Consider the following 19,965-nt stretch of genomic DNA (forward strand, 5'->3'; position numbering starts at 1 on the left):
CGTACCGGCCGTTCTAGCGCATGCGGGTCATGCGGGTGCCGAACGAGGGCTCGGCCAGGTCCCCCTGGACCGCCACCGGCACGCTCGTGGCCCCCTGGCCGTCGCCGACCGTCAGGACGGCGACCTCGGAACCGGCCTTCGCGGTGTGCGGCAGCGGCGAGGCGCCGGGCACGAGCGACAGCTTCAGCTGCTGGCCCGGTACGCCGATCACGTTCAGGTCCTTGGTGGCCACGAGCGGCATACGGCCGCCGAGCCCGTCGTCCAGGTACCCCACCTGCTGGCCCTTGCGGATGACGGGGGCCGATGCCAGGGCCCCCCTTACCGCCTCGATGATCTTCTTGCTGTTGTCCTGCACGAGGATGAGGCTGTTCGCGGCGTTCAGGTCCGGGCCGTCCGCGTGCTGGTCCATCAACGTGCCGAGGATCAACTGGTCCTTGTTGTCGATCGTCTTGTACGCCGCCCACATCAGGGCCCCGCCGGCGGGTGTGCTGGAACCGGTCTTGATGCCGCGGATGCTGCTGTTGAGCAGGTCGTTGTTGTTGTCGAGCGGCGTGGAAAGCCCCTTGATGGTGGCGTTCGGCAGCGTGACGATCGAGCGGAAGACCTCGTCCTTCATGACGGCCTCGGCGAGCTTGAGCTGGTCCGCGGCGGTGCTGACGGTGCCCGCGTCCAGACCGCTGGGGTCCGTGTACGTGGTGTCGGCCATCCCGAGTTCCTTGGCGGCGGCGTTCATCTTCGCGACGAACGCGGCCTCGGAGTCGGTCCCGGTGTCCCAACGGGCCAGCAGCCGGGCCACGTTGTTGCCCGAGGGGATCATGAGCATCTTCAGCATGTCCTGCTGGCTGAACTTCTGGCCGGCGGTGAGTCCCACGATCCGGGACTCGTGCTCGGAGTTGCCGTCCGCGACCGTCTTCGCGTCGACCGTGATGTCGGGACCGGGGTCGGTCTTGCGCAGCGGGTGGCCCTTGAGGATCACGTAGGCCGTCATCACCTTGGCGACGCTGGCCGTCGGGACGGGCTTCTGCTCACCGAAGGTGCCGATGTCGCCGGAGCCGGCGATGCGGACGGCCCCCTGGCCCTTGGCGGGCCAGGGGATGGTGAACTGCCCGTCGACGGTGCGGTTGGTCTCGGCGGAGACCATCTGCGGGGCGGGCAGCGGGCGCAGCATCTGCGCACCGACGTAGGCACCGGCGAGGACGAGCAGGATCGGGGTCCACACCTTGACGCGGCGCACGGCGGTCCGGCGCGGGGTCTCCGGCGGGGGAGCGGTGTTGGTGAGCTCGGCCAGCAGATCGAGCGGGGGCAGCGGAGCGGGTGCCTCCGGCGGTTGGAGCCGCGGGTTCGCCTGCGGCGCGGCGGGCGGGGCGACGTCGAGCGGCTTGAGCGCCACGAACTTGCTCGTCCGCTCGGAGTCCGCCTGCGGCTCCGCCTTCGCCTCGGCCTCACGCGCCCAGGAGGGCCGGGGCCGGGGCGCGAGGAGAACCTGCGTCTCATCGGCCCCGGCCGCGGGCGCCTCGCCTTCAGGCTCGGCCTCCGCTTCGGCCGTGCGTGCCGGTGTGGTTGCCGCCTTGGCCTCCGGCCCGGTTTCGGCGTCGACCGTGTGGTCGGCCACGGGCTCCGCGGAGGCGGCCTTGGTACCCGCCTTGTTCTCGGTTGCCGTTGCACCGCCGGCCGCTTCGGGGGCCGCCTGGTGTGCGGGCCCGGTTGCGGTTGCGCCGCCGGCGTTGCCCTTCGGGTCGGCCGTGGTCTCGGCTTCGGCTGTGCGCGCCGCGTTACGGGTCGGCTTGGCCTCGGCCTCCGGCCCGGCCTCGGCGTCGACCTCGCCGTCGGCCACGGGCTCGACCGCAGCCTCGGCTTCGGGTGCCGCCTGGGTCGAAGACCCGGTTGCGACTTCGTCCACAGCGTCGCCCGCCGGTTCGGTCGCTTCGGCCACGGGCTCTACCGCAGCCTTGGTTCCCGCATCGGAGTCGGCTGCGGCTTCCACCTCAGCTCCGTTGTCGCCCTCGGCCTGCGGCTCCGTCCCCGTCTCGGCTCCGGCTTCCGCGCCGCCCTGGCGCTCGACCCCTGCCTCTGCCCCGGCTTCGGCCTCCGCCTCGGCCCCGCTCGCTGCCCCGGTCTTGGCACCGGTGTCGGCCTTGGCGTCAGCCGTGCGTTCCGGCTTGGGCTGGGCCGTCGCCTCGGATTCGGGCCGGGCCCGGGGGTCCGGGGTGTTGGCCGGCGTCGTGTCGTCGTCCCTGATGTCGGGGGCGACATCGGGCTCCACCTCCGGGACGGCGGTCCCCTGCTCGATCTCCGGGTCGTCCGAGGAACCGCCCGCCACCGTTACCGCCTTCATCCCTGCCCCGCCTTGCTGTTCACACCGTTCCGATACCGTGCGGCGGAGCCCCGAGGAGCCCCGCCGAAGTGCTAGATGTGCGCGGTGCCCCCGTACGTTCCGCGCGCTCGATCCTGTGACAGTTCGGTCATATTCGATTGAGTACGGCTACTCATGACCGCGCCACCCCACCGGTCGACGATGGACCGCACCAGCACAACCACCGCATCCGAACGGGGCCGTCCATGCTCAGCCGAATCGCCGCCGCCCTCGTCCCCGCCTTCGGGAGGCTGACCGTCACCGCCGACCCGGGCGCGCGGCCCGCCGCGCCGAGCATCCTCGTCGCCAACCACACCTCCCTCGCCGACCCGGCCGTCGTGGTCGCCGCACTGCGCCGGTACGGGATCGAGCCGGTCATCCTGGCCACCGGCGGCCTGTGGCGCGTACCCCTGCTCGGCTCCGCGCTCCGGCGCGAAGGGCACATCGCCGTCCACCGCGGCACCGCCCGGGCCGCCGACTCCCTGGACGCCGCCGCCGTCGCCCTCGCCTCGGGCCGCAGCGTGCTGCTCTACGGCGAGGGCGGTCTGCCGTCGCGCCGCGACGCGGGGGAGTCGGCCCCGGGTCCCTTCCGCAGCGGCCTGGCCCGGCTCGCCGCCGCGACGGGAGCGCCCGTCGTCCCCGTCGGCCAGGCGGGAGCCCGTCGCCTGTGCTCCGGCAGCAGCGCCAAGCAGCTCGCCGGAGTCGTCACCGCCCCGCTGCGCCGGCCCTGCCTGCACGTTCACATCGGCTCGCCGCTGCAGCTCCCCGACCGGGTGCCGGAGGCGACGGACCGGGCCCGACGGGCCGTCACCGCCGCCTGGCGGACCGCCGCGCTCGCAGCCGGGGAGGCGTGCTCGGCAGCTTCGTCCCGGCCGTCCCGGCCGTCCCAGACGTCCGAGCCGTCCTAGCGGGTCGCGTGCGTGAGGACGACGTGGGCGGCGACCTCCCGGTCGGCGTCCGTGTCGATGAAGGACACCACCACCGGGCTGCTGCCCGTCGGCCCGCCGGCGGTCGCCCGCAGCCGGTAGCGCTCCACGCGCACGGCCTCGCGGGCGAGCGGGCCGCCGCCCGTGTACAGGGACACCGGCTTGACGTCGTTGGCGATGCGGAAGTCGGCCGGACGCCACGTGCCCGAGGCCTGGTCGAGGCGTTCCAGCAGGAAACCCGGCCCGCTGCCCGGCTGGTCGCCGGGTTCGCCGACGAGGGACTCCATCTGGAAGGCGACCAGCAGATGCCGGTACTCGGCGGAGTTCCCGTTCCGCAGGGTGACGGTGAACTCCTGCGCGGCGCCGCCGCGTACGAGGGCGAGCCGGCCGCCCCGGGTGTCGACCGCGACGCTCAGCCGGGTCGGAGCCGCAGGCGGCGTCGCCCGGGTCGTGGCCGGGGCCGGCGGCACGGCGGAACCGGACGGGGAGGCCGAAACGGGCGCGGAGGCGGGGGCCGAGGAGGCCGCGGCCGCCGACTCCGAGGCGGACGCCGACACCTCCGCGGAAGCCGAAGCCGAGGCCGCAACCGAGGCCGCCGGGACCTCGCCGCCCTTGTCCCCGCACCCCGTGGAGACCGCCAGCAGAACGGCGGCCACGGCCGCGGCGGACAGGCCCCTCCGGGGGCCTCGGGATGCGGACATGAGATCGGTTCCCCCAGGGTCGGTCGGCTTCCGCAGGAACGTAGCAACCACCTGGGCGCCCGACGATCCCGAGCGGGCCTCGGGGCGGCGACGTTTCGGTCACGGCCTCCCCCCGGGGCACCGCACCCCGGTCCCCGGCCCGCTCAGCCGAGCGGCTTCTCGAAGCTGAAGGCCGTCACGGCCATCCGCTCGCGGAAGTAGAAGCGGTGCGCGTCGGTGCGCTGGGTGCCGGAGTCGAGGGTGAGGGCGGTGCAGCCGGCGGCCAGCGCGTGCTCCTCCAGGTGCGCGAGCAGCGCGTGCCCCACCCCGGTGGAACGGGTCGAGGCGGCGGTGACCAGATCGTCCACGTAGAGCTTGCGGACCAGCGCGGTGGTGGCGACGAGCCGCCAGCCGGCCGCGCCCACGCACCCGCCGTCCGCGTCGTACGCCGCGGTGAAGCGCAGCCCCTGGCCGTGCCCCTCCGCGAGGATCCCGAGGAAGAGCTCCTCGGTGAGGTGGGGACGGAGCTCGCGCAGCACGGGCAGCAGGTCGGCGGTGAGCCGCGGGTCGCCCGGCTCCAGGTCGATGATCTTCATGGGGGCCAGCGTAAGGGGCCCCTCGGGCGACACCTGGTCCCGGCCGGTCCCGCCTCCGGCCGTGCGCGGCCGTCTCGCGCGGCACCGGCCGACGTGTCGAAATGGGAAGGACGGCTCCGACGTCCCGTGCGAGAGGCTCCCGATCCCGGAGCCGTGAGTGGGAACAGAAGGAGTGGCACCCCATGAAGTACATGCTGATGGTCCTCGGCAGGCAGGCCGACTACGACGCCATGTACGGCAAGGCGAGCGAGGGCGGCCCGGCCTGGTCCGAGACGGAGCTGAAGGCGATGTACGACCACATGGGCGCCCTGAACGCCGAGCTCGTCGAGTCGGGCGAGTGGGTCGACGGACAGGGCCTCACCGAACCCCGCCAGGCCCGCTTGGTGACCGTGGGCGCCGACGGAGCCCCCGTGATCTCGGACGGACCGTACGGAGAGGCGAAGGAGGTGCTGGCCGGCTACTGGATCGTCGACGTCCCCGATTTCGCCCGGGCCGCCGAGATCGCCGCCCGCGCCTACGCCTGCCCGGTGCCGGAGGGCGCGCCGAACTACCCGGTCGTCGTGCGACCCGTCGACAGCGCTTCCGGAACCGAGATGTGACGACGGAATCCGTCCCCGCGAGCGAGGACCTGCTGCGCCGGCTGGCGCCGCAGGTCCTCGGCGCGCTCGTCCGCCGCTACGGGCACTTCGACGCCGCCGAGGACGCCGTACAGGAGGCCCTGCTCGCCGCGGCCCGCCAATGGCCCGCGGAAGGCCGTGCGGACAATCCGCGCGGCTGGCTGATCCGTGTCGCCTCCCGCCGCCTCACCGACCAGTTGCGCAGCGAGGACGCGCGCAGGCGCCGGGAGGAGACGGCCGCCGCGCTGACCCCGCGCGACGCGTTCGTGGAGCCGCCACCCGGGGAGAGCCGCACCCCCGCCGAGGACGACACCCTCGCCCTGCTCTTCCTCTGCTGCCACGCCGAACTGTCCCCCGAAGCCCGGATCGCCCTCACCCTGCGCGCCGTCGGCGGGCTCACCACCGCCGAGATCGCCCGTGCCTTCCTCGTTCCCGAGGCCACGATGGGGCAGCGGATCAGCCGGGCGAAACGGCGCATCAAGGCCTCGGGGGCACCGTTCGGCATCCCGCACGACGGCCGAGACCAGGACCAGGATCCGGGCCGGCACCCGGACCGCGCCCCGGACCACGCCTCGGACCATGCCCCGCATCACGCCCCTGACCGCGCCGAGCGGCTCGCCGACGTGCTCCAGGTGCTCTACCTGATCTTCAACGAGGGCTACACCGCCACCTCCGGCCGCGATCTGCGACGCGCCGACCTCGCCGCCGAGGCGATCCGCCTCACCCGCGCCGTCCACGTCCTGCTGCCGGCCGACGGCGAGGTGGCCGGCCTGCTCGCCCTGATGCTGCTCACCGACGCCCGCCGCGACGCCCGCACCGCGCCCGACGGCAGCCTCGTCCCCCTCGCCGAGCAGGACCGCACCCGCTGGGACCGCGCCGCCATCACCGAGGGGGTCGCCCTGGTCAGCGACGCCCTGACCCACGCCCCGCTCGGCCCCTACCAGCTGCGCGCCGCGATCGCGGCCGTCCACGACGAGGCGGCGAGCGACGGGGACACCGACTGGGCGGAGATCCTCGCCCTGTACGAGGTGTTGATGCGACTGGTCCCCGGCCCCGTCGAGCGCCTCGGCCACGCCGTCGCGGTGGCCATGGTGCACGGGCCCCGGCAGGCCCTCGCGCTGCTCGCCGCCCTGGACGAGGACGACCGCCTCGCGGGCCACCACCGCCTGGAGGCCGTACGGGCCCACCTGCTGGAGATGGCGGGCGACCGGGCGGCGGCGCGTGCCGCCTACGCGAAGGCCGCCGGACTCACCCTCAGCGTTCCGGAGCGCCGCTACCTCCAGTTCCGGGCCGCCCGGATCGCGGACTGAGGGGGCGTCCGCATGACGGACATGGTCCACGGCTGTCACACCCCGCGATTACTCTTGATCACGTGAGCCGCACCCGTGACGACCACCCCGCAGCCGAACGTTCCCTCGCCGAGATCAACGCCGACATCCGCTGCCTCTTCGCCCGCGCCGAGGGCCGCCTCTCCGACGGGGAGCGGATCCGGCACGCCGTCCTGCTGCAGGAGTGGGCCGCGGCCATACGGGCCTCGGTGGTCCCGGCCGCCTAGGCCCTGTCCGGGCGACCGTGGTTCGGTGCGTGTCGGACCGATGAATGCGCGGCCCGGCAGCAGTCTTCCCTACGAGCATCCGCACGTACGAGAAGGTGGACCCATGAGCGACCTGCGCAGGCTCCTGGAGACCCGTGTCGGTGACGGATCACTGCCCGGCGCCGTGGGCCTGGTGGCCCACGGCGAGGCCGTGGAGGTCGCGGCCGTCGGCTCCCTCGACACGTCAGGCGCCGCCCCGATGGCGCGCGACTCCCTCTTCCGGATCGCCTCGGTCACCAAGCCGGTGACCGCCGCGGCGACCATGGTGCTGATCGAGGAGGGTCTGCTCGCCCTCGACGCCCCCGTGGCGCGCTGGCTGCCGGAACTCGCGGCGCCGGTGGTCGTCCGCACCCCGTCCTCACCCGTCGACGACGTGGTTCCCGCCGACCGCCCGATCACCGTCGCCGATCTCCTCACCTTCCGCGCCGGCTACGGCTTCCCCACCGACTTCTCGCTGCCCGCCGTGGCCCCGCTGTTCAGCGAGCTGGGGCAGGGGCCGTCGCAGCCCGGGCAGGTCGCGGCGCCGGACGAGTGGACGGCGATCCTCGCGGGCATCCCGCTCCTGCACCAGCCGGGGCGGGCCTGGCTCTACCACACCTGCTCGGACATCCTCGGGGTACTCGTCTCCCGCGCGAGCGGGCAGCCCTTCGAGGTCTTCCTGGCCGAGCGCCTCTTCGAGCCGCTCGGCATGCGGGACACCGCCTTCGCCGTACCGCGCGAGCAGCGCCACCGGTTCACCAGCTCCTACCGTGCCGCGTCCGACGGCGGCGCCCTGGAGCGGGTCGACGCGCCCGACGGCCAGTGGAGCAGCCTCCCCCCGTTCCCGTCCGGCGGCGGCGGGCTGGTCTCCACCGCCGACGACCTGCTCGCCTTCGGCCGGATGCTGCTCGCGGAGGGCGCGTACGAGGGCGGGCGGCTGCTCTCGCGGGAGTCCGTACGGCAGATGACCACCGATCACCTCACCGCGCGGCAGCGCGAGGAGGCCACCTTGTTCCTGGAGGGTCAGGGCTGGGGGTTCGGCGGCTCGGTCGACGTGGCCCGCATCGACCCGTGGAACGTTCCGGGCCGGTACGGCTGGATCGGCGGCACCGGCACCGCCGCGCACGTGGTCCCCGCGACCGGGACGGTCACCGTTCTGCTCACCCAGCGGGAACTGACCGCCCCGACCCCGCCCGAGGTGATGCGGGAGTTCTGGACCTACGCCGCCGCCCGGCACTAGCGCGCGTCGCTACGCCCGTCCGCCGCTGCCGCCGCCACCGGCGGCAGCGCGTTCCCGCAGCCGGCGCTTGTCCGGCTTGCCCCGGGCGGTCAGCGGGATCGTCCGCTCCCAGAACACCGCGGTGGGCCGGTGCGCCGGGGCCAGCTCCTTCTCCACCAGGTCACAGGCCTCACGGGCCACGTCCGCGCCGGGCGGACACCCCGGCGCCGGCACCAGGAAGGCGCACACCTCCTCGCCGGTGAGCTCGCTGTGCCGGCCCACCACCACGGCCTGCGCCACCGCCGGATGCCGGGTGAGCGCCGCCTCGACCGGCATGCAGTACACGTTGTCCCCGTCGACCATCACCACGTCCTTGACCCGGTCGTCGAGGTACAGGTAGCCGTCCGCACCGAGGTGTCCGAGGTCCCCGGTCCGCAGCCACCCGTCCCGCAGCACTCCGTCCGTCAGCCCGGGCCGGCCCCAGTACCCGGCCATCATCGCCGCCGACCGCACCCACACCTCGCCCGTGTCCCCGGCCGCCACCGCCGTCCCCCGCTCGTCCCGTACCTCGACCTCCACCCCCGCGACCGGCCGCCCGACCGACGCCAGCAGCTCGGGCCGCCCGGCCACCGCCGCCTCGTGGTCGGCGGGGGAGAGGCGGCAGATCACCGCCGCCTCGTTCATGCCGTAGCCCTGCTGCCACCGGCCGCCCCAGCGGGTCACCGCCTCCCGCAGCCGTTCGGGGTGGACGGGGGAATCGCCGTACGACACGGTCTCCAGCCCGGGCACGCCGTGGGCCGTCACCGGGTCGCCCAGCAGCCGGTACACCATCGAGGTCGTCAGGTACGTGGACACCGGCGCCAGCCGCAGGCAGGCCGCCGCGAACTCCCGGGTCCCGAAGGGGTCGAGGATCTCCACCCGCCCCCCGGCGCGCAACTGCTCCAGGCACCGGCCGCCCGAGCGCTGCGCCAGCGAGGTGACCGACAGGTACACCGCGTCCGCCCAGCCCTCCGCGTGTACGGCGTTCCGTGCGGCCATCGCCCCGAAGGTGGAGGCCACCCCCTTGGGCCGCCCGGTGGTCCCGCCGGTGTACGTCACCCGCGCCACGTCGTCCTCCCGCGCCGCCACGGACACCGGCGCGGCCTCGCGCAGAGCGGCCCGCCGGTGCAGCTCGTCCAGGGCGAGCCGCGGCGCCCCCGTACCGGGCACGGCGACATCGTGCACCACCAGGTCCGGGCGGCAGTCCCGCAGGATGAAGTCCAGCCCGTACAGGGCCGGCCCGGCGAGCACCTGCGTCAGCCGCGCACCCAGCAGATGGGCGGCGATCCGTACCAGCAGCACCTCCGGCCGGTTCGTGCCCGCCACGCACGCCAGCCCCGAACCGCGCCCGATCCCCGCTTCGGCGAGCACCCCGGCCAGCCGGCGGGCACCGTCCAGGACCTCCTGGAACTCCAGGACGAGCGGGCCGCTCCCGAGGGCGGGCCGCCCCGCGTTCCGCTCCAGCGCCCCGACCAGTTCCGTGACGTACCGTGCGGCCACCACGCGCCGACCCGCCTCTCCGCGCCCTGTTCCACAGCGCCCGCGACCCTCGGCATCATGAGGGGCATGACGACCGAATCCCGTGCTCGTTCATTCAGCGCCGCGGCCGCGCGCTACGCAGACCATCGCCCGTCGTACCCGCCCGCGCTCTTCGACACGCTGGCGGAACTGGCCGGCTTTCCGCTGGCCGGGGCCCGGATCGCCGATGTCGGGGCGGGTACGGGAATCGCCACCGCCCTGCTGGAGGCGCGCGGGGCCCGCGTGATCGGGGTGGAGCCGGGCGCGGGCATGGCCGCCGAGTTCCGGCGCCGCAACCCCCGGATCCCGCTCGTCCGCGCGGACGGCAACCGGCTGCCGCTGGCCTCCGGTTGCCTGGACCTGCTGACGTACGCACAGTCCTGGCACTGGACCGACCCGGCCCGCTCCGTCCCCGAGGCGCTGCGCGTGCTGCGGCCCGGCGGGGCGCTGGCGGTCTGGCACAACGACCCGGACGTCACCGTCGGCTGGATCGCGGATCAGCAGGCGCGCATCGAGGAGCGGTTCGGCCCGGGCTGGTACATCAACGAGCGCGCCCGCTCGCAGGAGGGGCTGCGCTTCACCGTCCGCCGCCTGACGTGGTCGCGCCGCGTCCCCGTCGACACCCATCTGGCCAAGCTGTCCACGCACTCCCTCTTCCTCGTCGGCGAGCCCGGCACGGACGCCTTCCTCGCCGAGGAACGCGCCCGCCTCATGCGCGACTTCCCGGACGGCCGGGTGGAGGAGCGCTACGTCGCCGAGTTGAGCCTGGCCGTACGCGGCCCCGAAGCGGGGAAGGGGCTGATCGGGTGAAGCGGAGGAACCTGTCGTCGCCCCGTGCGTTGATCAAGGCGCTCACCCATCACGCACTCGTGCGACATAAGGACCACTGATGCTGAAGAAGATTATGGCCACCGCCGCCGCCACCGCGTCCATCCTCGGTGCGGGCGCCGCCCTGGCCGCCCCGGCCATGGCCATCGGCAACGACGGCGGGGTCACCACCGTCAACGGCAACGGTGCCCAGCAGGTCTACGGCAACCAGAAGACCCACGGCGACCTGAGCCCGCAGCTCAGCGTGGTCCAGGGCACCCTGAACAAGCCCTGCATCGGCCTGCCGGCGAAGCTGAACCTCCAGAACATCCTTGCCCTCGGCCAGCTCGGCGTCCAGGACGTCAACGTCCTGTCGAACCCGCAGAACCAGCAGTGCACCGAGAACTCCACCCAGGCCAAGGGCGACGAGCCGCTCTCCCACATCCTGGACAACATCCCGGTCCTGTCGGGCAACCTCTCCGCCGGCAGCTGACGGAGTCCCCTTGTGCGAGCCGGGGCCTCAGACGCCTGCGCGAGTGCCCACGGGGCCCCGGCTTGTTCCACCCGGATCCGCGGATCCACCTTTCAACCGGCGCGCGCCGTCCGACGGCCGTCGCCGTGGGCACCGAACACCACTTCGAAGAGCCTCCTGCCCGACCGGGCCGGAGGCTCTTCGGCGTGCGTCAGAACGGCTGCGTCGGAACCGCTGCGTCAGAACGGCTTCGTCGGGAGGTACTTGCCGTCCAGGGTGATGACGGCGCGCTCGCCGCCCTCGGGGTCGGCCACCTTCCTGACGTCCAGCCTGAAGTTGATCGCGCTGATGATGCCGTCGCCGAACTGCTCGTGGACCAGGGCCTTCAGGGTGGTCCCGTACACGTGCAGCATCTCGTGGAAGCGGTAGATCGTCGGATCGGTCGGGAGGCCGCCGGTCACCGGGCCGCGGGCCGGGATCGTCTGCAGGAGCAGTGCCGCGTCCGCGTCGAGGCCCAGCAGATCGGCCACCGCGTGCGCTGCGGGCTCGGGCAGGGGGTGCTGGCCGAGCAGGGCGGCGGTGACGAAGGCGACCGACAGGCCGGCGGTGTCGGCGAGCTGCTGCCAGGTGAGGTCCTTGCGGGTCTTGGCGTCGACGACGGCGACGGCCAGGGCCTGGCGGGCGGTGGGGTCGAACTGGGCGTGCGGCATGGCGGGACGTCCTAACGGTGATGAGGGGGGCAGAGGGGCGGGGGGATGGGGAGTCAGGCCGTACGCGGGGTGAGCGCGGCCCGGCGTTCGGCGACGGGGCCGACCTCCGCGACATCGCCGGAGCGGATGTCGTAGACCCACCCGCGCAGCGTGAGGGTTCCCGCGGACTGGGCGCGGGCGACCGAGGGGTGGGTGGCCAGGTTCGCGAGCTGGGCGCGTACGTTCTCGCGGACCAGGGCGGACACCCGGTCCGGGCCCGCGCCCGCCGTCCGGGCCACCGAGGCGTCCGCGTGCCGCAGCCAGCCGGCGACGGAGGGGGCCGCGCCCAGGTCCGTGCCCTCGGCCAGGGCGGTCATCGCCCCGCAGGCGGAGTGCCCGCACACGACGATGCCGGTGACCCCGAGGACGGCGACGGCGTACTCGATGCTGGCCGTCACCCCGTCAGGGCCCGGTGCGTACGCGGGGACGAGGTTCCCGGCGGTGCGGACGACGAACAGTTCGCCCGGCTCGCTCTGGGTGATCAGCTCCGGCACCACGCGGGCGTCGGAGCAGCCGATGAAGAGGGTCGTGGGCCGGTGCGTACCGGCGAGGCGGGCGAAGAGCTCCGCCTTCGCCGGAAACACCTCGCGCCGGAAGCGTGCGACGCCGTCGGACAGGTCCTTCACCGTCACTCCCTTCGATGGGACGTGCCCCGAAGGGCTTGACGTGTTCCACCATGCATGAGCTGCATCTATTGTGTCCAAGACGCAAAACCCATGTCTGCCATCGACGCCATCTATAGTTGTGCGCATGGCTCTGGAACTGCGTCACCTGCGCTATCTGATCGCCGTCGCCGAACACGGCAGCTTCACCCGCGCCGCCGAGGAGCTGCGGATCTCCCAGCCCACCCTGTCCCAGCAGGTGAAGCAGCTCGAACGCACCGTGGGAGCACAGCTGTTGGACCGCACCGGACGCGCCGTCCGGCTCACCGACGCCGGCGCGACGTACGTCCACCACGCGCGCTCCGCCCTACGGGAACTCGCCGCCGCCGAGCGGGCCGTCCTGGACCTCGCCGACCTCTCCCGGGGCCACCTGCGCCTCGCGCTGACCCCCACCTTCACCGCGTACCTCGTCGGCCCGCTCGTCGCCGCGCTCCGCACGGCCCACCCCGGGATCACCCTGGAGGTCCGGGAGATGCCCCAGGACCGCATCGAGGCCGGCCTGCTCGCCGACGACCACGACCTCGGGCTCGCCTTCCGGGGGCCGCACCTGCCGGGCCTCGCGGCGACCCCCCTGTTCACGGAGACCCTCGCCCTGGTCACCGCCGCCGACGCGGATCCGGGACCGCTGTCCGTACGCGACCTGGCGGGGCGCCGACTGGCCCTGCTCAGCGGGGACTTCGCCACCCGCGGGCACGTCGACGCCTACCTCGCCGCCCACGGCGTCCGGCCGCCCATCGAGGTCGAGGCGAACTCCGTCCAGGCCCTCACGGAGATCGTCCGGCGCACCTCGCTGGCCACCGTCCTGCCCGCCGCGGTCACCGACGACCACCCGTACCTGCGTCCCGTCCCGCTGGACCCCGCCCTCCCGTCCCGCACGGTCACCCTGCTGCGCCGCGAGAACGCCTACGAGAGCGCAGCGTCCCGCGCCTTTACCGAACTCATCGCCCACCTCGTCCGGGAACGCGGGTACCGCCCCCCGCTGCGCGCGCACGCGCAGGGGGAGGCGGCAGGGGCGGATCACTTGTCGGGGCACTGCTTCCAGGCGAGGTGATAGATGGTGTTGATGCTGCCGTCGGTGGAGTCCATCGTCATGTAGCTGGTGGACGAGGGGGACGAGGTGCCTCTCGTGACGCGCAGCTCGGTGTTGATGTTGAAGTTCCGCTGCACCCCGCACGGCGCCCACACCAGCTGGGCCCAGTCGGTCACGTCGGTGGCCTGCCAGTTGTCGTCCTGCGGCCCGCTGAAGTTGTGGGTGCGCGCGGCGGTGTCCGGCGAGCCCTGGAAGTAGTACGAGGCCTTCTCGGTGGCCTTCGCGCCCGGCGCGAGCGAGGCGTAGCCGCGGTAGTCCGCGCTCGCGACCGCGTAGGTGAAGCCGTGGGGCACATGCACGATCAGGCTGAGCTGGCAGTTCTTGCGCGCCGCGGTGGGCGGTGCGCCACCGCCGACCTGGGCCAGGTACTGGCTGTAGGTCACGGTGAACGCGGTGTTGTCCTGGGACACCGCGACTTCCGCGGTGTCCTTGGGACACCCGGATCCGTTGACGGTCGCGACCTCGATCACGATGCGGTCGGGCGGCGGGTCCACGATGGCGGACGGGGTGGCGTGCGTGGGGAGGGTGGCGGTGAGCAGGGCGCCGATCGCGCCGCTCACGAGGAATCCACCGGACATGGTTCTCCGATCCACTGCTTCGGTACCGGGAGGCGCGCAGGCGGGTGTGCCTGCGTGCCGGAAGGTGGGGGGTGCGGCCGGCCAGAGCGGGGCCGGGTCGTCACAGACCGGTGTGCAGGGTGGAACGGGGCAGGCCCAGGAAGGGGAATCTGGGCATGTCCCTGACAATTCCCGATCGGTGAAGACCGGGTGCCCGAATCGTAGGAACCCCGGGCCGCCCGGACCAGGGCGATCTCCGGCCAATCGCACTCCCCGGCCCGGACCGGCCGGATCCCGACGACGGGCCGGAGGACGAAGAGCGGAATCAGGCCGCGGTCGGCCGGGCGAGGCGCTCGACGCGGGCCAGGAACTCGGTGGGGTGGAACGGCTTCGCGAGGCAGTCGCTCACCCCGGCCCCCAGGGCCTGGACCGTGCACTCCGGGTCCGCGGGCGGCAGCGCGAGGATCGGCACGCGCCCGTGGTCGGGGTGGCGGCGGATCTCCTCGAACATCGCCACCTCGTCCAGCCCCGGGCCGGTGCGCTCGCAGATCACCAGGGCGATCGGGCCGGCGCTGCCCAGCAGGGCGACGGTGTCCACCCCGCTCCCGCCGTCGACCACGGCGAACCCCCGGCCCACGAGGAGCCGCTCCAGCAGGGTCCGGAGGGTGCGGTCCTTCGCCACAAGGAGGATCTTGCTCGGGGAATCGCCGCTCATGGTGTTGCCTCTTCGTTCGCGTCCGTGGGTCCTGGAGAGCGTACGAGGTGGGGCGTGTGAGCGCCCGCTCCGGGGCACCTGATCCGGTAGCTTCGAGCCATGACCACTGAGCCGCAGAGCTTCCAGATCCTGCTGGTGCCCGAACACATCGAGAACCTGCGCGGTGCCTCCGTCGCGGACAGGGCCCTGCGCGCGGCCACGGTCGAGGCCACCGGGGAGACCGGCGCCTCCGGCTACCCCCACTACCGCGGTGAGGGCATGGAGGCCGACATCGACCCGCGTACCCGATCGATCGAGGCGCTGCTCGTCGACGGCGCGGAGCTGGATCTCGGCCTGACCGCCATGATCGCCCCCGAGCGGGGCCGGAGCGGCACCTCGCGGTGACGACGGGCCGCCGGCCCCGGCCGCCCCCGGACCTCCCCTAGCAGCTGAAACCGCGGGGAGAAAGAGGGCGAATCCGCCCGGCTGCCCAGGTCGTCCTCGATGTTGGCCGGGAGCGGGCCAGCGCCGCGCGGGCCCCGCGGCGTAGCGTTTTTCCCTTCGGGAAGAACGCCGGAGCCGCATCGAGGAGACCGAGATGACCAAGTCCGTTCCCCAGAGGATGAGTTCACGTGCGGCCGTACAGGAGGTCCTGGACCGGGCCGTGACCGAGAGCGGCCTTCCCGGCATGGTCGCCGAGGTCCAGGACCGCTCGGGAAGCTGGTTCGCCGCGGCGGGGGTGGCGGACAAGGTGTCCGGGCGCGCGCGGCTGCCGCAGGAGCAGTTCCGCATCGGCAGCACCACCAAGACCTTCACGGCCACCCTCCTCCTCCAGCTGGCGGCCGAGCACAGGCTCGGCCTGGACGACACCGTCGAGGAATGGCTGCCGGGCCTGGTCCGGGGCAACGGCAACGACGGCGGCGGGATCACCCTCCGCCAGCTGCTCGGCATGACCAGCGGACTCTTCAACTACGCCCAGGACGAAGCGCTGACGTCCCGGCACTACGGCCCGGCGTTCCTGGAGCACCGCTACGACACGTTCCGCCCCGAGGAGCTGGTGGAGGTCGCGTTGTCCCACGCCCCCGACTTCGCACCGGGCGAGGGCTGGACCTACAGCAACACCGGCTACGTCCTGTGCGGCCTGGTCGTCGAGAAGGTCACCGGCCGGAGCTACGCCGACGAGCTCGACGAGCGCATCGTCCGCCCGCTCGGACTGACCGGGACCTACCTGCCGGGCGGCGACCAGCACGAGCTGCGCGGACCGCACACCCGTCTCTACAGCAAGAACCACCTGCCCGCGCCCGACGCCGAGATCCACGACGTGACCGAGATCGACGCCAGCTTCGCCTGGACGGCAGGCGGCATGGTCTCCACCGTCGGTGACCTGAACCGGTTCTTCGGCGCGCTGCTGGCCGGCCGGCTGCTGCCGCCCGCCCAGCAGGAGGAGATGTTCACCGTCTTCCCGACCCCCGCGGGCAAGTGGATCCCCGGCACTTCCTACGGCCTCGGCGTGGCATCGGTGGACCTGTCCTCCGGCGCGACGGTCTGGGGCATGGGAGGCGCCTTCACCGGATCCTTCTGCTACACCTACGGCACCCGCGACGGCGAGCACCTGGTCTCCCAGAGCCTCAACGGCGACTGGAGCGACCCGATCGGCCTCTTCACCGAGGTGCTCGAAGCCGAGTTCGCCAAGACCGGCTCCGCCTGACGGAGCCCAGCCGGCATGCGTCCGGCCCGGCCCCCGCCGTACGGGGGCCGGGCCGGACATCAAAGGGGCCGGGTGGGCGTCAGCTCACCTGGAGGGCGACGTCGTCCACGACGAAGGAGGTCTGGAGGGACTGGTCCTCCACGCCGTTGAACTTCAGGGTGACGCTCTGGCCGGCGAAGGCGGAGAGGTCGTAGGACTTCTCGGCGTAGCCGGAGTTCGCGTCCAGGTTGGAGAAGGACGCCAGCGTCTGGCCGGCGACGGAGACGGTGAACTTGTCGTAGACGACGTTCTCGTCCTCGTCCGTGTCGATGTGGAGGAAGAACGAGAGCCGGTACGAGGAGCAGCCCGACGGGACGGCGATCGACTGCGAGGCGCTGTCGGTGTGGGTGGACCCGTACCCGTTCAGCCACGCCTTGTAGCTGCCGCCGTGCGGGGCCTGCCCGGACTGGTTGGTGATGACGCCCGCGGTCGCGCTCCACGGGCTCGCGCCGTTCTCGAAGCCGCCGTTGACCACGAGCTGGCGCGGCGTGCAGCTGCCGCCGCCGGTGACGGTCAGCGTGTAGGTGGTGGTGTGGCTGACGGTGCCCGAGCCGGTGACCGTCAGCGTGTAGGTGCCGGGCACGGTGCTCGCGCCGACCTGGACGGACAGGGTGGAGGAGCTGCCGGACTGCACGGACGCGGGGCTCAGCGTGGCGCTCACGCCGGCCGGCGCGCCGGTGACGGACAGGGCGACGGTCTGGGCGGCGCCGCTCACGGTGGCGGTGTTCACCGTGGCGGTGGTGGAACCGCCGGGGGCCGCGCTGCCCGCGGACGGGCTGACACCGATGGAGAAGTCCTGTGCGGGGGTCTCACCGCCGACGGCCTGCTTCCAGACGGCGTAGGCGACGCCGTCGGCGCTGCGGTCCAGCACCGTGGCGCTGATGTTGTTCGTGGTGTCGCAGGAGCTGTGGTAGCAGGAGTCGTACGCGGCGTTGGCCGTGCCGCCCCACTTCGCGGCCTGCGCCGAGGTCTTGCGGGCGCTGGCCCCGGCCGCGTAGCCGGAGGTGGGGATGCCGCCCTGCTGGAAGGAGTAGTCGTCGCTGCGGCCCTGGCCCTCGGTGTTCTCCTCGGGTGCCAGGTTCAGCGAGGTCCAGTACGCCTTGAGCGGGGCCGCGGTGGCGGAGTTGACGTTGTTGATGAAGTAGCCGCCGTTGGTGGAGCCGACCATGTCGAAGTTGTAGTAGCCCTTGATGGCCGCACGCTGGGCGCTGCTCAGCTGGTTGACGTAGAACTCGGAGCCGTTGAGGCCCTGCTCCTCGTCGGTCCACCAGGCGAAGCGCACGTGCTTGGTCATCGTGGGGTTCTTCTGGGCGAGGACGAGGGCGTTCTCCAGCAGGGTCGCGGAGCCCGAGCCGTTGTCGTTGATGCCGGGGCCGGCCGAGACGCCGTCGAGGTGGGCGCCGAACATGACGGTCTGGTCGGCGGGGCCGCCCGGCCAGTCGGCGATCAGGTTGTTCGACGGGTAGGTGCAGGAGGTGCAGTTCTGCTCGGTGACGGTGTAGCCGGCGGCCTGCAGCTTGCCCTTCACGTAGGCCAGGGACTGGGTGTAGCCGGCGCTGCCGGCCCGGCGGTGGCCGCCGTTCTGGGACGCGATGGTGCCGAACTGGGCCAGGTGCGCCTGCACGTTGGCGACGCTGATGTCCGGCGGGTCGTTGCCGGGCTGGGTCCCGCCGACGTTGAGCGCGTAGTCGACGGTGTGGGAAAGGGCGGCGCCCTGTCCCTTGACGACGACGGTGGACGCGCCGGGCGCCGCGTTGGCGGTGGCGGTCAGGGTCAGTACGGAGGACTGGCCGGACTGCACGGTGGCGGGGTTGAAGGAGGCGCTCACCCCGGCCGGCAGGCCGCTCGCGGTCAGCGTCACCGACTGGGCGGTGCCGGTGGTGACGGTGGTGCCGACGGTCGTGGTGACCGTACCGCCCTGCTGGACGGTGCCCGACGAGGGGTTCAGCGCCATCGAGAAGTCGTTGTTCTGGCCGCTCGGGGTGCAGGTCGGGTCCGCGGACTGGGCGGGCACGCTGATCGCGTCCCAGGCGCTCTTGGTCTTGTTGAAGAGCTCGCAGGTGGCGTCGAGGGACTTGGCGGAGTTCAGCGTCGCCGTGCGGTACTTCTTGTAGGACATGCTGCTGGTCTTGAGCAGCATGCCGCCGTAGAAGATCTTGCCGGCGTTCTGGACGCCCACCCCGGTGACCGTGGACTGGTTGCAGGTCGGGCTGTTCGGCTTGCCGCCGCCCGGGCTGCTGCCCTCGGCCAGCAGGTAGAACCAGTGGTTCAGCGGTCCGGCGGCCGCGTGCACCTCCGTGCCGGGTATCGCGGAGCTGTAGCAGGCCGGGTCGTTGTTGACGGCCGGCGGGTTGTACATGTTGCGGATCGGGCCCCGGCCCTGGAGGTTGATGACCTCACCGACGGTGTAGTCGGGGGTGTCGTACGGGGCCGGCTGGTTGATGTACGCCTCGGTCAGCGCGCCGAAGATGTCGCCGGTGCCCTCGCCGAGGCCGGACTCCTGGCCGCTGGTCCCGCCGGGGGTGTTGGAGTCGATGGCGTGACCGTACTCGTGGGCCACCACGTCCACGCCGGCGATCCACTCGTTGGCGCTGTTGTGCCCGATGGTGACCGAGCTGCCGTCCCAGTAGGCGTTGAGGTCGTTCAGCCCGACCTTGCCCGGGAAGCTGCGGCCGTTGCCGCTGATGCCGTTGCGGCCGAGCCACTGGGAGAGCATGTCCCACTGCTTCTGCGCCGCGAACATCAGGTCGACGCAGCCGGTCTCCTTGCTCGTGGGGTTGCCGGTGCCCCAGGAGTCGGAGGACTTGGTGAAGACCGAGCCGTTGCCGTAGTCCGCGCAGCTGAGGCCGGGCCGGTTCGGGTCGCGCAGCGTGTACGTGGAACCCGAGTTGGTGGTGTCGATGGAGACCGGGCCCGGCCCGTTCCACTTGCTGTTGCCGGAGCCGGCCACCACGTCGTCGTAGCTGTCGACGAAGGCGCCGGTCCGCGCGTCCACGAAGACGTGCAGCCGGCTGGGCGCGGTCTTGGTTCGGCCGCTCAGCACGGTCTCCCAGGCCAGCACCGGCTTGTCGTCCTTGAGCCGGACCACGAGCCGACTGCTCTCGACCTTGTCGACCGAGGCCAGCCTCGACCGCGAGGTGGACTCGGCGTCCTTGGCGGAGACCGACGCGCGGGTCGCCACGTCGATCCGTACGGAGGAGGCGGACTGCAGGGCGCGCACCTTGCCGGCGCCGTCCGCGAGCACGACCGCGTCGCCGCCGACGACCGGCAGGCCGCGGTAGCTGCGCTCGTACGAGACGGAGTAGAGGTCCTTCACCCAGGGGGTGACGAGACGTCTTTCGTACTGTTCCTGGGAGGAGTTGACCAGGGAGTCGAGACCGCTGTCGACGGCCTGGTCGGCCGCCGCGACCGCGCGTGCGGCCGGTGTGTCCTTCGAGGAGGGTGCGGGCTGCGCCTGCTGCGCCGCCGATGCCGTCCCGGCCAGGGTGCCGGCGAGTCCTGCGGTCAGCGCCATCGCTGCCACGGCCGCCGTCCATCGTCTGGGCTGCAACGTCCACTCCGATCGTGGGGGGTCGGGGATGAGTGTTCGTTCGCGGCCGAGTATGAGCGTGGACATGACGAGAATGGGACATCCCGGCCGGCATAAGGCCCGCGTTATGGTGCCGG

At 72.8% G+C, this 19,965-nt stretch carries 19 protein-coding genes; 10 read left to right on the forward strand and 9 right to left on the reverse strand.

What is annotated here, in order from left to right:
- Nucleotides 1–13: 13 nt before the first annotated feature.
- The gene (locus AB0D29_RS11245; RefSeq protein ID WP_362853367.1) at nucleotides 14–2,335 is read right to left on the reverse strand and encodes a serine hydrolase; all 2,322 of its coding nucleotides are present in this window, start codon (nucleotides 2,333–2,335) and stop codon (nucleotides 14–16) included.
- Nucleotides 2,336–2,559: 224 nt separating this feature from the next.
- On the opposite strand from AB0D29_RS11245, the gene AB0D29_RS11250 reads away from it, so the two are divergent.
- Nucleotides 2,560–3,261: a lysophospholipid acyltransferase family protein gene (locus AB0D29_RS11250; protein ID WP_362853368.1), complete on the forward strand. Its 702-nt coding sequence runs from the start codon at nucleotides 2,560–2,562 to the stop codon at nucleotides 3,259–3,261.
- On the opposite strand, the gene AB0D29_RS11255 is transcribed toward AB0D29_RS11250, so the two are convergent.
- Together AB0D29_RS11255 and AB0D29_RS11260 are read right to left on the reverse strand one after the other, a co-directional pair.
- Nucleotides 3,258–3,980, reverse strand: coding sequence for a hypothetical protein (locus AB0D29_RS11255; RefSeq protein ID WP_362853369.1), 723 nt, complete (start codon nucleotides 3,978–3,980; stop codon nucleotides 3,258–3,260). The two genes, AB0D29_RS11250 and AB0D29_RS11255, sit on opposite strands and share 4 nt — an antisense overlap.
- Before the next feature lie 143 nt (nucleotides 3,981–4,123).
- Nucleotides 4,124–4,555, reverse strand: coding sequence for a GNAT family N-acetyltransferase (locus AB0D29_RS11260; protein ID WP_362853370.1), 432 nt, complete (start codon nucleotides 4,553–4,555; stop codon nucleotides 4,124–4,126).
- A gap of 182 nt (nucleotides 4,556–4,737) precedes the next feature.
- On the opposite strand from AB0D29_RS11260, the gene AB0D29_RS11265 reads away from it, so the two are divergent.
- From AB0D29_RS11265 to AB0D29_RS11280, 4 genes are all read left to right on the forward strand, one after another.
- On the forward strand, nucleotides 4,738–5,154 hold the full coding sequence (locus AB0D29_RS11265; protein WP_362853372.1) for a YciI family protein: 417 nt from the start codon (nucleotides 4,738–4,740) through the stop codon (nucleotides 5,152–5,154).
- Nucleotides 5,151–6,482: a sigma-70 family RNA polymerase sigma factor gene (locus tag AB0D29_RS11270; RefSeq protein WP_362853373.1), complete on the forward strand. Its 1,332-nt coding sequence runs from the start codon at nucleotides 5,151–5,153 to the stop codon at nucleotides 6,480–6,482. The genes AB0D29_RS11265 and AB0D29_RS11270 overlap by 4 nt, the downstream gene beginning before the upstream one ends.
- A 62-nt stretch (nucleotides 6,483–6,544) precedes the next feature.
- Nucleotides 6,545–6,727, forward strand: coding sequence for a hypothetical protein (locus tag AB0D29_RS11275; RefSeq protein WP_362853375.1), 183 nt, complete (start codon nucleotides 6,545–6,547; stop codon nucleotides 6,725–6,727).
- 103 nt (nucleotides 6,728–6,830) lie between these two features.
- Nucleotides 6,831–7,985: a serine hydrolase domain-containing protein gene (locus tag AB0D29_RS11280; RefSeq protein WP_362853376.1), complete on the forward strand. Its 1,155-nt coding sequence runs from the start codon at nucleotides 6,831–6,833 to the stop codon at nucleotides 7,983–7,985.
- 9 nt (nucleotides 7,986–7,994) lie between these two features.
- On the opposite strand, the gene AB0D29_RS11285 is transcribed toward AB0D29_RS11280, so the two are convergent.
- Nucleotides 7,995–9,506, reverse strand: coding sequence for an AMP-binding protein (locus AB0D29_RS11285; RefSeq protein ID WP_362853378.1), 1,512 nt, complete (start codon nucleotides 9,504–9,506; stop codon nucleotides 7,995–7,997).
- Nucleotides 9,507–9,569: 63 nt separating this feature from the next.
- Between AB0D29_RS11285 and AB0D29_RS11290 the strand changes: the two genes are divergently transcribed.
- Both AB0D29_RS11290 and AB0D29_RS11295 read left to right on the forward strand, forming a co-directional pair.
- Nucleotides 9,570–10,331, forward strand: a complete 762-nt coding sequence (locus AB0D29_RS11290) for a class I SAM-dependent methyltransferase (protein WP_362853379.1) — start codon at nucleotides 9,570–9,572, stop codon at nucleotides 10,329–10,331.
- Nucleotides 10,332–10,410: 79 nt separating this feature from the next.
- Entirely contained in the window at nucleotides 10,411–10,821 is a 411-nt protein-coding gene (locus AB0D29_RS11295; protein ID WP_362853381.1) for a rodlin, read from the forward strand.
- A gap of 218 nt (nucleotides 10,822–11,039) precedes the next feature.
- Here the strand turns inward: AB0D29_RS11295 and cynS are convergent, their stop codons facing one another.
- Together cynS and AB0D29_RS11305 are read right to left on the reverse strand one after the other, a co-directional pair.
- Nucleotides 11,040–11,510: a cyanase gene (cynS, locus tag AB0D29_RS11300; RefSeq protein WP_362853383.1), complete on the reverse strand. Its 471-nt coding sequence runs from the start codon at nucleotides 11,508–11,510 to the stop codon at nucleotides 11,040–11,042.
- Between the two features lie 53 nt (nucleotides 11,511–11,563).
- The gene (locus AB0D29_RS11305) at nucleotides 11,564–12,175 is read right to left on the reverse strand and encodes a carbonic anhydrase (RefSeq protein WP_362853385.1); all 612 of its coding nucleotides are present in this window, start codon (nucleotides 12,173–12,175) and stop codon (nucleotides 11,564–11,566) included.
- Nucleotides 12,176–12,299: 124 nt separating this feature from the next.
- Between AB0D29_RS11305 and cynR the strand changes: the two genes are divergently transcribed.
- Nucleotides 12,300–13,262, forward strand: coding sequence for a transcriptional regulator CynR (gene cynR, locus AB0D29_RS11310; protein ID WP_362853387.1), 963 nt, complete (start codon nucleotides 12,300–12,302; stop codon nucleotides 13,260–13,262).
- On the opposite strand, the gene AB0D29_RS11315 is transcribed toward cynR, so the two are convergent.
- Nucleotides 13,229–13,879 (reverse strand): DUF4360 domain-containing protein, encoded by a 651-nt coding sequence (locus AB0D29_RS11315; protein WP_362853388.1) that lies wholly within the window; start codon nucleotides 13,877–13,879, stop codon nucleotides 13,229–13,231. The two genes, cynR and AB0D29_RS11315, sit on opposite strands and share 34 nt — an antisense overlap.
- A gap of 304 nt (nucleotides 13,880–14,183) precedes the next feature.
- Nucleotides 14,184–14,573, reverse strand: a complete 390-nt coding sequence (locus tag AB0D29_RS11320; RefSeq protein WP_362853390.1) for a response regulator — start codon at nucleotides 14,571–14,573, stop codon at nucleotides 14,184–14,186.
- A gap of 99 nt (nucleotides 14,574–14,672) precedes the next feature.
- On the opposite strand from AB0D29_RS11320, the gene AB0D29_RS11325 reads away from it, so the two are divergent.
- Together AB0D29_RS11325 and AB0D29_RS11330 are read left to right on the forward strand one after the other, a co-directional pair.
- Nucleotides 14,673–14,957 carry a hypothetical protein gene (locus AB0D29_RS11325; RefSeq protein WP_362853391.1) on the forward strand — a complete coding sequence of 95 codons (285 nt, stop codon included), beginning with the start codon at nucleotides 14,673–14,675 and terminating at the stop codon, nucleotides 14,955–14,957.
- A gap of 193 nt (nucleotides 14,958–15,150) precedes the next feature.
- Nucleotides 15,151–16,260, forward strand: a complete 1,110-nt coding sequence (locus AB0D29_RS11330) for a serine hydrolase domain-containing protein (RefSeq protein ID WP_362853392.1) — start codon at nucleotides 15,151–15,153, stop codon at nucleotides 16,258–16,260.
- Between the two features lie 79 nt (nucleotides 16,261–16,339).
- On the opposite strand, the gene AB0D29_RS11335 is transcribed toward AB0D29_RS11330, so the two are convergent.
- Nucleotides 16,340–19,813, reverse strand: coding sequence for a M28 family peptidase (locus tag AB0D29_RS11335; protein ID WP_362853612.1), 3,474 nt, complete (start codon nucleotides 19,811–19,813; stop codon nucleotides 16,340–16,342).
- Nucleotides 19,814–19,965 lie beyond the last annotated feature (152 nt).

This window comes from Streptomyces sp. NPDC048424, from assembly GCF_040651555.1.
Lineage (GTDB): Bacteria > Actinomycetota > Actinomycetes > Streptomycetales > Streptomycetaceae > Streptomyces.

Coding starts and splice junctions, on each gene's coding strand:
- AB0D29_RS11245 (WP_362853367.1), bottom strand. CDS start 2,335: ATGAAGGCGGTAACGGTGGCGGGCGGTTCCTCGGACGACCCGGAGATC.
- AB0D29_RS11250 (WP_362853368.1), top strand. CDS start 2,560: ATGCTCAGCCGAATCGCCGCCGCCCTCGTCCCCGCCTTCGGGAGGCTG.
- AB0D29_RS11255 (WP_362853369.1), bottom strand. CDS start 3,980: ATGTCCGCATCCCGAGGCCCCCGGAGGGGCCTGTCCGCCGCGGCCGTG.
- AB0D29_RS11260 (WP_362853370.1), bottom strand. CDS start 4,555: ATGAAGATCATCGACCTGGAGCCGGGCGACCCGCGGCTCACCGCCGAC.
- AB0D29_RS11265 (WP_362853372.1), top strand. CDS start 4,738: ATGAAGTACATGCTGATGGTCCTCGGCAGGCAGGCCGACTACGACGCC.
- AB0D29_RS11280 (WP_362853376.1), top strand. CDS start 6,831: ATGAGCGACCTGCGCAGGCTCCTGGAGACCCGTGTCGGTGACGGATCA.
- AB0D29_RS11290 (WP_362853379.1), top strand. CDS start 9,570: ATGACGACCGAATCCCGTGCTCGTTCATTCAGCGCCGCGGCCGCGCGC.
- AB0D29_RS11295 (WP_362853381.1), top strand. CDS start 10,411: ATGCTGAAGAAGATTATGGCCACCGCCGCCGCCACCGCGTCCATCCTC.
- cynS (WP_362853383.1), bottom strand. CDS start 11,510: ATGCCGCACGCCCAGTTCGACCCCACCGCCCGCCAGGCCCTGGCCGTC.
- cynR (WP_362853387.1), top strand. CDS start 12,300: ATGGCTCTGGAACTGCGTCACCTGCGCTATCTGATCGCCGTCGCCGAA.
- AB0D29_RS11315 (WP_362853388.1), bottom strand. CDS start 13,879: ATGTCCGGTGGATTCCTCGTGAGCGGCGCGATCGGCGCCCTGCTCACC.
- AB0D29_RS11320 (WP_362853390.1), bottom strand. CDS start 14,573: ATGAGCGGCGATTCCCCGAGCAAGATCCTCCTTGTGGCGAAGGACCGC.
- AB0D29_RS11325 (WP_362853391.1), top strand. CDS start 14,673: ATGACCACTGAGCCGCAGAGCTTCCAGATCCTGCTGGTGCCCGAACAC.
- AB0D29_RS11330 (WP_362853392.1), top strand. CDS start 15,151: ATGACCAAGTCCGTTCCCCAGAGGATGAGTTCACGTGCGGCCGTACAG.
- AB0D29_RS11335 (WP_362853612.1), bottom strand. CDS start 19,813: ATGGCGCTGACCGCAGGACTCGCCGGCACCCTGGCCGGGACGGCATCG.